The sequence below is a fragment of the Paenibacillus sp. JT22N1 genome, from assembly GCF_059692155.1.
Genome location: NZ_JCAUAW010000015.1, coordinates 190,722 through 203,273, shown reverse-complemented (window position 1 = coordinate 203,273; position 12,552 = coordinate 190,722). Strand labels below are relative to the sequence as shown.

The 12,552-nt window shown below is 46.3% G+C and carries 10 protein-coding genes; 1 reads left to right on the top strand and 9 read right to left on the bottom strand.

The genetic code is table 11. The features are described from left to right. Positions 1–167: 167 nt before the first annotated feature. The 9 genes from glpK to AC58UU_RS27225 all read right to left on the bottom strand — a co-directional run bounded on the left by glpK (position 168) and on the right by AC58UU_RS27225 (position 9,430). Positions 168–1,679: a glycerol kinase GlpK gene (gene glpK / locus AC58UU_RS27265; protein ID WP_497320336.1), complete on the bottom strand. Its 1,512-nt coding sequence runs from the start codon at positions 1,677–1,679 to the stop codon at positions 168–170. Positions 1,680–1,769: 90 nt separating this feature from the next. After that, positions 1,770–2,597: an MIP/aquaporin family protein gene (locus AC58UU_RS27260; protein ID WP_497320335.1), complete on the bottom strand. Its 828-nt coding sequence runs from the start codon at positions 2,595–2,597 to the stop codon at positions 1,770–1,772. A 341-nt stretch (positions 2,598–2,938) separates the two neighbouring features. Continuing rightward, positions 2,939–3,799 (bottom strand): inositol monophosphatase family protein, encoded by an 861-nt coding sequence (locus tag AC58UU_RS27255; protein ID WP_497320334.1) that lies wholly within the window; start codon positions 3,797–3,799, stop codon positions 2,939–2,941. 189 nt (positions 3,800–3,988) lie between these two features. Beyond that, positions 3,989–4,759: an enoyl-ACP reductase FabI gene (gene fabI / locus AC58UU_RS27250; protein ID WP_029194483.1), complete on the bottom strand. Its 771-nt coding sequence runs from the start codon at positions 4,757–4,759 to the stop codon at positions 3,989–3,991. 100 nt (positions 4,760–4,859) lie between these two features. Continuing rightward, positions 4,860–5,849, bottom strand: a complete 990-nt coding sequence (gene uvsE / locus AC58UU_RS27245; RefSeq protein WP_497320333.1) for a UV DNA damage repair endonuclease UvsE — start codon at positions 5,847–5,849, stop codon at positions 4,860–4,862. Between the two features lie 140 nt (positions 5,850–5,989). After that, the gene (locus AC58UU_RS27240) at positions 5,990–6,307 is read right to left on the bottom strand and encodes a hypothetical protein (RefSeq protein ID WP_497320332.1); all 318 of its coding nucleotides are present in this window, start codon (positions 6,305–6,307) and stop codon (positions 5,990–5,992) included. 592 nt (positions 6,308–6,899) lie between these two features. After that, positions 6,900–7,217, bottom strand: a complete 318-nt coding sequence (locus AC58UU_RS27235; protein WP_029194487.1) for a hypothetical protein — start codon at positions 7,215–7,217, stop codon at positions 6,900–6,902. Between the two features lie 6 nt (positions 7,218–7,223). Continuing rightward, positions 7,224–8,372 (bottom strand): D-alanine--D-alanine ligase, encoded by a 1,149-nt coding sequence (locus tag AC58UU_RS27230; protein WP_497320331.1) that lies wholly within the window; start codon positions 8,370–8,372, stop codon positions 7,224–7,226. Between the two features lie 38 nt (positions 8,373–8,410). Further along, positions 8,411–9,430: an amidase domain-containing protein gene (locus tag AC58UU_RS27225; protein WP_497320330.1), complete on the bottom strand. Its 1,020-nt coding sequence runs from the start codon at positions 9,428–9,430 to the stop codon at positions 8,411–8,413. A gap of 192 nt (positions 9,431–9,622) precedes the next feature. Here AC58UU_RS27225 and acnA point away from each other — a divergent pair, with 192 nt between their 5' ends. Beyond that, positions 9,623–12,340, top strand: a complete 2,718-nt coding sequence (gene acnA, locus AC58UU_RS27220; RefSeq protein ID WP_497320329.1) for an aconitate hydratase AcnA — start codon at positions 9,623–9,625, stop codon at positions 12,338–12,340. Positions 12,341–12,552: the final 212 nt, after the last annotated feature.

The following is a 12,552-nucleotide window of genomic DNA, read 5'->3' as shown; positions in this document are numbered from 1 at the left end:
ATGTTGAGCGTTTACACCAGACTTGACTTACCGTGCACAGAGCCCGAGAGCTTCGATCATGTGATGGGTAATCTCAACAATCTCCCCCTTCTCTCCCATCCTGATCATAGCGCAGAAAAAAGAGAGCCACATTATGACTCTCTTCTCCATGCTTTGCATCTATTCGATTAGGCCAATTGCTCTTTTTTCTGTTTATAGCCCATTGTTGCTTGAACCGCTGCTTTCCAGCCTTCATATAACCCATCGCGCTCAGCAGATTCCATGGAAGATTCGAACGTACGCTCGATCACTTTGTTCTGGATAATATCTTGTTTTCCTGCCCAGTAGCCAACCGCTAGACCAGCCAGATAAGCTGCGCCCAGTGCTGTCGTTTCCAGTACGCGAGGGCGATCTACAGCTGCGCCTAAAAGATTCGCTTGGAACTGCATCAGGAAGTTGTTCGCCACTGCACCTCCGTCAACCGCCAGCTTTTGTAATTGGATGCCCGAATCTGCTTCCATAGCTTCCAGCACATCTTTCGTTTGGTAAGCCAAGGATTCTACCGCTGCACGTATAAAGTGGTCCTGCGTCGTTCCACGCGTCAACCCAAAGATCGCACCCCGAGCTTCCATATCCCAGTAAGGTGCGCCTAGTCCTACAAAAGCAGGCACGAGATACACGCCATCTGTGCTAGCTACAGCGGAAGCATGCTTTTCAGAATCAGAAGCCTTCTCAATAAGTTTAAGACCGTCACGTAACCACTGGATCGTAGCGCCCGCAACGAAAATGCTGCCTTCCAGCGCATACTCCACTTTGCCATCCAAGCCCCATGCAATCGTAGTCAACAGTCCGTTCTGGGAAGCAACAGCTTTGGTGCCCGTGTTCATAAGCATGAAACAGCCTGTGCCGTAAGTATTTTTGGCCATCCCTTCTTCGAAGCAAGCCTGTCCGAACAATGCCGCTTGCTGGTCACCAGCGATTCCGGCAATCGGAATTTGCACTTCAAACAAACTTTTGGACGTCTCACCATACACTTCACTGGAAGGACGCACGTCAGGCAGCATGGATGCAGGGACATTCAGCATATTAAGCAGCTCTTGATCCCATTGCAATTCGTGGATGTTGTACATCATCGTTCTCGATGCGTTGGAATAGTCCGTTACATGGACCTTACCATCGGTCAATTTCCAGATAAGCCAAGTATCGATGGTGCCAAACAACAATTGGCCGTTATCGGCTTTTTCTCTAGCGCCTTGTACGTTGTCCAATATCCATTTCACTTTCGTACCGGAGAAGTAAGCATCAATGAGCAGTCCTGTTTTCTGACGCACTGTAGGATCAAAGCCCTGTTCTTTCAGTTCATTACAAATGTCCATGGTTTGTCGGCTTTGCCAAACGATGGCGTTGTACACGGGTTTGCCAGTAAGTTTATCCCAAACAACCGCTGTCTCGCGTTGGTTCGTGATCCCGATAGCTGCAATTTGGTGCGGATGCACATGATTTTTGATCAAAACTTCTTTGAGCACCTCAAGCTGCGTCTCCCAAATTTCCTCGGCATTATGCTCAACCCAACCTGGTTTCGGGTAAATTTGTGTAAACTCTTTTTGAGCAACACCCATAATGGCACCGGATTTATCAAATAAAATAGCACGAGAGCTCGTCGTTCCTTGATCTAATGAAAGCACATATTTCTTTTCCATGGTTATTAGCCTCCAAAAAGTATAATTAGAATTTTTATTTCATCTATGATACACTTACATTGGAATATATTTTCTTTTGTCGGTTACTTGTTAACCGGCTTTTTTCTGTCTAAGTACCTGACTGCTCACTTCGGTAGAGGAAGTCATTTTACCAACGATAATTGCAACTAGGAAAAATACAGCCATCACTATAATTGTAAGCGTTTGATTTCCTGAGGTAGCCATCTTATAAAATTGCGCTCCAGCAACTCCACCTATAATCGGAGCGAAAACCGGAATCCAAGCATACCCCCAATTGGAACCGCCTTTACCATGAATAGGCAGGATCGCGTGAGCTATTCTCGGTCCCAAATCACGTGCCGGGTTGATCGCATAACCTGTCGTTCCGCCCAATGATAAGCCGATAGCTAAAATGAAAAACCCAACGATCAATGGATTCAACCCATCTGCGAATTTATTCGCGCCAATCGCCATGATGCCAAATACGAGAAAGAACGTACCCAATGCTTCGCTTACAAAATTAGCTCCTGTGTTCTTGATTGCAGGACCCGTCGAGAATACGCCAAGCTTTGTAGCTGGATCTTCCGTCTCTTTCCAATGCGGGAAGTAGAACACCCACACGAAAGTCGCTCCTACAATGGCTCCCAACAACTGCGCTGAAATGTATGAAGGAACATCTTTCCAAGGGAATTCCCCGACACTTGCCAAGCCAATAGTCACCGCTGGATTCAGATGCGCTCCACTAAACTTCCCAACTGCGAAAACTGCCATTGCAACCGCCATCCCCCAACCCATTGTTATAACAATCCAGCCAGGACTATTCGAATACGACTTCTTCAAGCTTGCCCCTGCACAAACGCCGCCACCAAGAATAATTAAAATCATAGTACCAATCAGTTCACCAAAAAATGGACTCATGTTGTTCCTCCTAATATAGGGATCTTTGAGCGTAGATCAAAGTCTCTCCGCTTTGGGATCTTTTGACCATAGGTCAAAATTTCTCCGCTTTGGGGCTTTGATCGGAGATCAAAGTCTCTCCTTATTTAAACCACCCTTTTTTTTAAAACGCTTTCATTTTCACCGCCTTCTTTTCTGGGAACAAAAAGAAAACAGCAAGTTATTCCAAATGCACGCATGGTAACGTACAATTTGAAATAAACTTGCTGTTCTCCTAAGCTCCGCAGCTAAATTAAATTATAGTCTTATAATACTTTAAATAGCTGGATTGTCAACAAGAAAATCTTGTAAGCTGCTCAACCTTACAAACCTGTCGCTCCCGCTCCAGCCAACTCCTGCTGAAGTTCGTCATGAATTTGACCATTGGTAGCAAGCACATTTCTTACGGCAAGCCGGTATGGATTCCCAGCCGTATCGCTCACTTTACCGCCGGATTCTTGAATCAACAACGAGCCTGCAGCAACATCCCATGCGCTAAGACCAATCTCCCAGAACCCGCTTAATCGTCCTGCAGCAACGTACGCCATATGCAGCGCTGCTGACCCACCCGAGCGAAGATTTCTTACCTTCGGCGCCAAAGCAAGCGTCCCTTTAAGATTGATCGGGAGCGCGCCGTCACGGTCCGCAGGGAAGCCGGTTGCAACCAAGCTCTCGGATAGCTTGCTATCGAGCGAAACCGTCGTCTTATTGCCGTGCATATAGGCACCTTTCCCTTTTTCAGCGACGAATAGTTCGTCACGCGAAGGATCATAGACGACACCTACAATAATTTCACCCTTATGTGCCAGCGCAATCGAAACAGAATAGAACGGAAAACCGTGAACAAAATTCGTCGTCCCATCAATCGGATCCACGATCCAGAGATACTCCTCATCGCTCATCGCTTGAAGCGCTTTGGCCGAAGCCTCTGGCCCTGGCTCCACGCCTTCCTCACCAAGAATGGAGTGATCTGGGAAATGAGTCATAATCAAATTACGAATTAGCTTCTCCGAACCTTTATCCACTTCAGTGACCAAATCTTGAGAGGAGTACTTCGTATCCACGCGATTAATGTCCCCCAGCTTGCTCTTAATCCATTGCCCAGCCTTAGCTGCCGTATTAATGGCCACCGCTGTAAAGCTCTTACTGCCCACCACGAAAGGCTCCACCTTACTCTCAACCATTTATCTCAACTCTTTCTTTTCATTTATTTAATTGGTAACTCCAGTATAGTAAATAATACGTTTTAAATACTAGTGCGTTTCATCCCAAAATATTCGTATAATTTTACATTTTAACTAGAATCAGCCTGTTTTTTGCGTAAAAAAACCGTATCACCCATAAGGCAATACGGAATTTCTTAGTATACGGGTTTAAATGCCAACGATATGATATCCACCGTCTACATAGATAACTTCACCCGTGATGCCGCGGGAAAGGTTACTCATCAAGAACATCGCTGTGTCGCCTACTTCGGCTGTATCCGTTGTTTTGCGCAGCGGCGCTTTCTCTTCCACTTGGCGCAGGATGGAGTTGAAGTCTTTGATGCCTTTGGCAGCCAAGGTACGAATCGGGCCAGCGGAGATACCGTTGACGCGAATGCCGAATTGACCGAGGTCATTCGCCAGGTAGCGCACGCTAGCTTCCAGCGCAGCTTTGGCAACGCCCATGACGTTGTAGTTCTTCATCGCGCGCTCAGCGCCGAGGTAGGTCATCGTCATGATGCTGCCGCCCTCTGTCATCAGCGGGTAAATCCGTTTCGATACCGCAACAAGGGAATAAGCGCTGATGTCATGCGCTAAAGCAAAACCATCGCGCGATGTGTCAACGAATAGCCCGTCCAGCTCTTCGGTTTTAGCAAAAGCAATACTATGTACGAGACCGTGAAGCACACCGAACTTCTCTTTGAGTGTGGATGCAAGTGTTTCGATCTCAGCATCTACAGTTACATTGCAAGGCATCAATGTTGAGCCTGGAATCGTGTCTGCGAGCTTGCGAACGCGTTCCTCAACACGCTCATTTTCAAAGGTAAAAACGAGATTAGCTCCTTGTGCCGCTAAGGATTGAGCAATAGCCCAAGCGATGCTGCGGTCGTTGGCAACACCCATTACAAGTATATTTTTTCCGGTTAACAATTGACTCATGGTATTAAGAAGCCCCTCTCACAATGGATTGTGCGTCGTTCATTCCCACTCTCCAAAGTACCCCATTTTGTCCAACAATTCAAGAATTAAATCTGAACGGTTATAGCTGGATCGAGGCTTGGTCGAGAACCTTGACTCCCTCTTGCATCTTGAGGTCTTCCATGAGGCGAAATAACGCTTCATCCTTCTTCTTCGCTTCAATCATGATATCTAGATTTGGCGTGTTTGGAGCTATCGCACGTAGGAATCCGAAAAGAGGTCCTACCTCCACGTAATCTGCATGACTTCTTAGATCCGTTTCACTTTTTGGACTTGAAACATGGATTTTCGGTGGGAGTACGTTTGCAGTCTGTTCGGACAGCTCACTCTCCTGGCTCGACCACGTTTGTCGAATCCGCGGCCAGAGATCTGCTGCATCCTCTCCGTTGTTATTGACCGCATGATGATGAATATCCAGCACCATAGGCACTCCCACCTTTTCTGCAATATCGAGTGTCTCTTGCGCAGTGAAGGTTTTATCATCATTCTCAAGTGTAATCCGCCTCTGAATTTCAGGGCGCAGCGCGGAAAAATTCTGAATAAACCGCTTAGCCGCTTTCTCTTTATCACCGTAGGAACCTCCTACATGAATATTGCACATAGCTTCCATACCCAGCCCCATCGCGTTAAACATAGCCGTATGGCGTTCTAGATCCTCCACTGATTTCTGCAGCACATCTTCCTTTGGCGTACTCAGGACGGTGAAATGATCCGGATGAAAGCTTACGCGCATGCCAGACTGCTTAGCGTAGCTGCCAAGCTCTTGGAATTCCGCAGAAAGCGTGGTAATTGGGTCCCAGTCACCTAACATTTCATGTCCTATGAGAGGGATCAGCCTAGAAGAAAAGCGAAACACCATGATGTCATGCGCACGGTTGTGCCTGAGCAATCTAAGCGTATTATGCAAATTTTCGGCGCCAAGTCGCTCTAGCTTCCGAATGGCCGCTTCTCGATCCAAAAGCTTGCTGAAGTTCGTCACTGTCATCGTTTTGGAAGGGGACGCATTCTTGACTATCGTCGACATAGCCACATACCCAAGGCGAATAATCATGCAAGGTAACCTCCAAGAAGAGTATGCAAGGATAAATGGCTTACATCGTCCTGTTGGACGAATGCATTTGTTATTTGTTATGAAAAAATTCCTTTCATAGGGTACCCTCTGGAGGAGCCGCACATACACAACTCACCTAATTAGGATGAGATGGATGTTATGATTTTGAAGCTTATAAAAGACGAAATCGCCAGTGGCAGCAAGCTTAACGCTAACATACCGTACTTGGTGCCTCGATCTTCTTTTCGCAAACATATATAGTTTCCGATAAACCAAACCAACAAGTAGACGCAAAGCACCCCCGCAGCCATATACCGATCTTGCGTCGATGGAGGCGACATAAAGCCATAAAACCCAAAAATCATATAAATAAGTGCATATGGAGTTGGTATACCTAAGCCAATATTGAAAAGCCAATAGGCAATGAACTTTCTGTCCGTCAATAACGTTTGTCTCATCCTTTTCACGCTCCAATCTGAATATCTACTAGGTACATTGTAGTTCTTCCAGCTAGATTGAATAAGTACTAAGTTCTTGTAGTACCGAGTACGAGGGCAGCAGGAAACTTACTATACATCGGTTGCTACCTCATCTTGTAAGGATGTTTTTCATCGCTATGGAGGCACTTTTTCGTCTTGAGCTTATTTTAGTGATGAAAAACATCACTAAGAAGCGAGAAACGGACTATTTCGGCTGCAACCTCATCTTTTAAGGATGTTTTTCATCGCTATGGAGGCACTTTTTCGTCTTGAGCTTCTTATAGTGATGAAAAACATCACTATGAAGCGAGAAACGGACTACATCGGTTGCAACCTCATCTTGTAAGGATGTTTTTCATCGCTATGGTGGCACTTTTTCGTCATGAGCTTATTTTAGTGATGAAAAACATCAATACGAAGCGAGAAACAGACTATTTCGGCGTCAACCTCATCTTGTAAGGATGTTTTTCATCGCTATGGTGGCACTTTTTCTTCTTGAGCTTATTTTAGTGATGTATTCAAAAAAAGACACCGTCCATATCGGACGATGTCTTTTAATTACGCTATGCGACTATGCTTGCTCACCAAAAAACATCTCAAAAGCAAGTGAGGTCTGAATCCGTGACTCTTCTTCCGTCAGACGGCGAATGAGCTCCATCTCCACTTGCGTCACTTCATCACCTTGGAAATTGATTTCCGCGATGGAGGCAACGATTCGGACAATGGCAATCGCTTGATTCTCTGGCGTGTAAGCAATGACCTTCTGACCGGTTGGAAAGACGCGGAAGCCGCTTTTCACCATTTTGCCGCGGCCATACTCTAGAAGCTCATAGAGCTCCTGCGCGGACTTAAACTTGCAAACCGAATTGAACTCCGTTTGAAATCCCATATGCATCTACTCCACATCAAAAGAATATTGGATATTCTGCTTCGCTGTATGCCGTTCGATAGCCAGACGAATAAGATCGTCGAGCAGCTCTGTGTATGGTTTACCGGTTTCTTTCCATAGCAGCGGGTACATGCTGAATGGTGTAAAGCCGGGCATCGTATTGATTTCATTGATGTAGATCTTCTGATCGATTTTGCCTAAGAAGAAATCAACACGCGATAAGCCGCTGCCGTCCACAGCAAGGAATGCTTGAAGCGCTAGCTGTCTGATCTGTTCGGACGTTTCTTCGGGGATGTCTGCAGGTATAACCATCGCTGATTTGCCGTCCATATATTTCGCTTTGTAATCGTAAAATTCGTTCGAGGACACGATTTCACCAGCAACAGAAGCAATAGGTTCATCATTGCCCAAAACGGCTACTTCGATCTCGCGGGCATCGATATTCTCTTCAATAATGACTTTACGATCATATTGGAAAGCGAAATTGACCGCTTTAATTAATTCTTCTTGATTTCTTGCTTTGGAAATACCGACACTGGAGCCTAGATTAGCCGGCTTCACGAAGCACGGATATCCGATAGCCGTTTCGAGCTCAATCAGGTGATACGCACGGTTCTTTTCCCACTCGGTACGAGTGAAATGGCGGAAAATACACTGTGGAAGCCCTTCTTGTGCGAAAACCTTCTTCATCATGACTTTATCCATCCCGACGGCTGATGCAAGCACGCCTGCACCTACGTATGGAATGTTGGCCATTTCAAGTAATCCTTGAATGGTCCCATCTTCGCCGAAAGTACCGTGTAAAAGAGGGAAAATAACGTCTAAGCCAGTGTCCTTCATGCCAGCTGTATTCGTTGCAACAATAGCCACATCGCCTTTTGTCTGAATGGCCCCGAATATGGGTGCCAAAGCATTGGAAACAGGTGCGGCTGCAGCGGTTTCTCCACTGCTAAAAGTCAATACTTCCTTGGATTCAGCCGGAGCTAATAGGGGTGCGCCGCTTCTCCATTCGCCTTTTTTGGATATATAAAACGGTGTGATCTCATATTTATTGAAGTCCACAGCTTTCATAACCGCCAATGCTGTTTGCAGGGACACGTCATGCTCTCCGGATTTCCCCCCATAAATTAGTCCAATTCGTATTTTGCGGCTCATTACGTACCTCCGTCTAGTATTTGCATTTTCTTTTCCTATTACATATAATCAGCAACCCGAACGAAAACGTACTTCGTCCTCTCTGTCCAAGCAGGTGAATCCTTATAAGCCCAATAGCGATTACGGCTATTATATGTATGCGCATTGACCAGCGGCATCCCGTTGGCATCTTTGCCTATCACAATCGTATTGTGCTGATAGCGGCCATCGCCATCCCAGTCGTAGCTAATTGTATCTCCCTGTTGAAGCTCTCTTGGATCATCTACCGCATGACCTTGCAGACCTCTGCGGCTATGTGAGAGGAATGTTTGTAGGCTATTGGCAACAGCCCAACTGAAGCTCCAAAGCTCTTGATTGCCTCTTTTGCCAGCATACCACCAGCCCAAATCCCTTTTCCCAGTATAGTCCATTGGAGCCCCGCCTGCAAAGAGGCATTGCGATACAAAATTCGTACAGTCGACTTCAAACTCCTCGTATTTCGGATTCGGGGTTTGCCACCAAGTTTCTGCATAATGGGCCGCTTTGGCGCGATTATAAATGATTTTGCGAGGAGCTGATTCCTGAGCACTGCTGTTGAGTATACTATGATTGATATAAGGAAGTGAGGGCGCTCTGCGAAGCCCATCCACAAAACCTTCATGGTCAGGCAAAAAGACGCCTCGCTGCTTGCTCGGAAGCGACTTTTCTCCATGGAGAGGTTCTGTGTACCGGACATGCCAGCGGTTCTCCGCGCTATCTATGAACACACGTTCAGGTTCAATACGTTCCTCAAAATGTTCGATGGATCCAATCCGATAATTTAGAAATCGATGTAATTGGATATCCGCAATAATCACTTGGGGTGATTCTTTGACACCAGTAAGACGCAGCTTTGTTTCTCCGCGCAGCAATTTAGCATCACGGTCGCGGTAACTGTTCAGGAGCCTACGCACCTTGACATCCTGTTTCCGTACATAAGCGCTGTCTGAGACATAAGCTTCCAAAGGTGCAGCAGAGCCTTCGATCTCTGCCTGGTTCTTAGCGTGGACGTAGTTATAGAGCGCTGTTTTCCAGGACATCTTGGTATCCTCCTTAGGACGAGCCCGAATTGCTTTGAATTGATTCAATATATGACATTTTGACGGTAAAAATGATTGAAATTAATCTTTACTCATACACAGCGAAACGCTATACTTGATGTAGAGGGATTAATGAAATTGAGTTTCATTAGATGAAACCAATGGATATAATATTTTGAGGAGGAATTACCCATGTCCAACAAGGACTCTTTTTCTGTGCGTAAGCAGTTAACTGTGGGAACGAAATCGTTCCAGTATTACAGTCTTCCTGACTTTGAAAATCAAGGCCACGGAACTGTTAGCAATCTACCTGTCTCCATTCGCGTTTTACTCGAAGCCGCTATTCGTCAATTCGACGGTCGTGCTATTACAAGTGAACACGTTAAACAAATCGCTGGTTGGGCTGAAGGCCGCGATGAAAACAAAGAAATTCCTTTCATTCCTGCTCGTATCGTTCTTCAGGATTTCACAGGCGTACCCGTCGTTGTTGACCTTGCGGCAATGCGTGCGACGATGGCTCGTGAAGGCGGAGATCCAAAACGGATCAACCCACTCGTTCCTGTAGACCTTGTAATTGACCACTCTGTTATGGTCGATGCTTTCGGATCCCCGGATGCACTTGACTACAACATTAACCTAGAGTTCGAAAGAAACGAAGAGCGTTACCGTTTCCTACGTTGGGCACAAACAGCGTTCGATAACTTCCGTGCTGTTCCACCTTCAACAGGTATCGTTCACCAAGTTAACTTGGAGTACCTGGCTTCCGTAGCAGCTACGAAAACGATCGATGGCGAAACTGTTGTTTACCCTGATTCCCTCGTAGGTACAGATTCCCACACTACAATGATCAACGGACTTGGTGTTGTAGGTTGGGGCGTAGGCGGTATTGAAGCTGAGGCTGGTATGCTTGGACAACCGCTTTACTTCGTAGCTCCAGACGTTGTTGGTTTCAAATTGACAGGCCACCTGGCAGAAGGCGCTACAGCAACTGACTTGGCTCTGACTGTTACACAAATTTTACGTAAAAAAGGCGTTGTTGGTAAATTCGTTGAGTTCTTCGGTCCTGGTCTGAGCAACATTTCCTTGGCTGACCGTGCAACGGTAGCGAACATGGCTCCTGAGTACGGCGCAACAATCGGTTTCTTCCCAGTCGACAACGAAACGTTGAACTACCTGAGAAGTACGGGTCGTGAAGCAGATCAAATCGCACTTGTAGAAGCTTACTACAAAGCACAAGGTATGTTCCGTACAGACAGCACACCAGATCCTCAGTTCACAGATGTAATTGAACTTGATCTTGGCGCTGTAGTACCAAGCTTAGCTGGTCCTAAACGTCCACAAGACCGCGTCGAGCTTACGAACATGAAGGAGTCTTTCAACTCCATCATCCGTACACCTATCGACAAAGGTGGCTATGGCCTTACTGATGAGAAAATCGAAGAAGTCGTTGATGTTGTTTATCCAAACGGCGAAACTGTCAAAATGAGTACAGGAGCAGTTGTCATAGCAGCAATCACTTCCTGTACAAACACATCGAACCCGAGCGTTATGCTAGGTGCCGGACTTGTGGCGAAAAAAGCGGTAGCTCGCGGTTTGAGAAAACCAGCTTTCGTTAAGAGCTCATTGACACCAGGTTCCCTGGTTGTTACCGAGTACTTGATTAAAGCAGGCTTGCTTGAGCCTCTAGAAGCACTTGGCTTCCACGTTGCAGGCTACGGCTGCGCAACTTGTATCGGTAACTCCGGTCCGCTTCCAGAAGAAGTAAGCAAAGCCATCATCGACAACGATATGACTGTGGCTGCCGTTATTTCGGGTAACCGTAACTTCGAAGGCCGCGTTCATGCTCAAGTGAAAGCAAATTACCTGGGATCACCTCCGCTTGTTGTTGCCTATGCACTTGCAGGAACAGTGAACATTGATTTGGCTAACGATCCAATCGGCTACGATCAAAGCAATCAACCTGTCTACCTCAAAGACATTTGGCCTACAAACCAAGAGATTCAAGAAGCTCTTGGTATTGCAATGAGTGCTGATATGTTCCGTGATAAATACAGCAACGTATTCCGTGCGAATGAGCGTTTCAACCAAATCGCAATTCCGGAAGGCGATCTATACGAGTTCGACAACAATTCCACTTACATTCAAGAGCCTCCGTTCTTCACAGATCTGGGCACGGTTCTGGATGATATCGCAGATATTCGCAATGCAAAAACGTTGGCACTCTTGGAAGATTCCGTTACAACGGACCATATCTCCCCTGCCGGTAACATCAAAGTTGACAGCCCTGGAGGCCAATACCTGATTAACCATGGTGTGAAAAAAGAAGACTTCAACTCCTACGGTTCCCGTCGTGGTAACCACGAAGTGATGATGCGCGGAACGTTCGCGAACATCCGTATTCGTAACCAAGTGGCACCAGGAACAGAAGGCGGCGTAACAACTTACCTGCCAACTGGCGAAGTTGAATCCATCTACGATGCTTCCATGAAGTATCAAGCTGAAGGCCAAAACCTCGTAGTTATCGCGGGTAAAGAATACGGAACTGGAAGCTCCCGTGACTGGGCGGCAAAAGGTACATTCCTACTTGGCGTCAAAGCCGTTATCGCGGAAAGCTTCGAGCGTATTCACCGCAGTAACCTTGTTGGTATGGGCGTTCTTCCACTTCAATTCCTTGAAGGAAATGGTTGGAAAACACTAGGTATCACAGGTCGTGAAACATTCGATATCACAGGTCTGAGCAACGATGTACAACCGGGTTCCACTGTAAAAGTAACTGCTACTCGTGAAGATGGCACAAGCTTCGAATTCACCGCACTTGTGCGTTTGGATAGCTTGGTGGACGTAGACTATTACCGCAATGGTGGTATTCTACAAACTGTTCTTCGTTCAATCCTTGCAGAGAAAAACTAATACAGCAAAACACACACAAAACGCATTACACAGCAAAAGTCCGGGATTGCCTTATTGGCGGTCTCGGGCTTTTTATTGTTACAAAAAGATAAAATCAGCATTTGTAAAGCTATTTTTACATATTAAATTCCCTTACGGCGCCAAGGGTTTGGGCTGTATTGCCAATAACTGCGGGTTGAGCCTCCCCTCCTCGGCACCTATACTGATAGAAC

Coding starts and splice junctions, on each gene's coding strand:
- fabI (WP_029194483.1), bottom strand. CDS start 4,759: ATGAGTCAATTGTTAACCGGAAAAAATATACTTGTAATGGGTGTTGCC.
- glpK (WP_497320336.1), bottom strand. CDS start 1,679: ATGGAAAAGAAATATGTGCTTTCATTAGATCAAGGAACGACGAGCTCT.
- AC58UU_RS27260 (WP_497320335.1), bottom strand. CDS start 2,597: ATGAGTCCATTTTTTGGTGAACTGATTGGTACTATGATTTTAATTATT.
- AC58UU_RS27235 (WP_029194487.1), bottom strand. CDS start 7,217: ATGGGATTTCAAACGGAGTTCAATTCGGTTTGCAAGTTTAAGTCCGCG.
- acnA (WP_497320329.1), top strand. CDS start 9,623: ATGTCCAACAAGGACTCTTTTTCTGTGCGTAAGCAGTTAACTGTGGGA.
- uvsE (WP_497320333.1), bottom strand. CDS start 5,849: ATGATTATTCGCCTTGGGTATGTGGCTATGTCGACGATAGTCAAGAAT.
- AC58UU_RS27255 (WP_497320334.1), bottom strand. CDS start 3,799: ATGGTTGAGAGTAAGGTGGAGCCTTTCGTGGTGGGCAGTAAGAGCTTT.
- AC58UU_RS27230 (WP_497320331.1), bottom strand. CDS start 8,372: ATGAGCCGCAAAATACGAATTGGACTAATTTATGGGGGGAAATCCGGA.
- AC58UU_RS27240 (WP_497320332.1), bottom strand. CDS start 6,307: ATGAGACAAACGTTATTGACGGACAGAAAGTTCATTGCCTATTGGCTT.
- AC58UU_RS27225 (WP_497320330.1), bottom strand. CDS start 9,430: ATGTCCTGGAAAACAGCGCTCTATAACTACGTCCACGCTAAGAACCAG.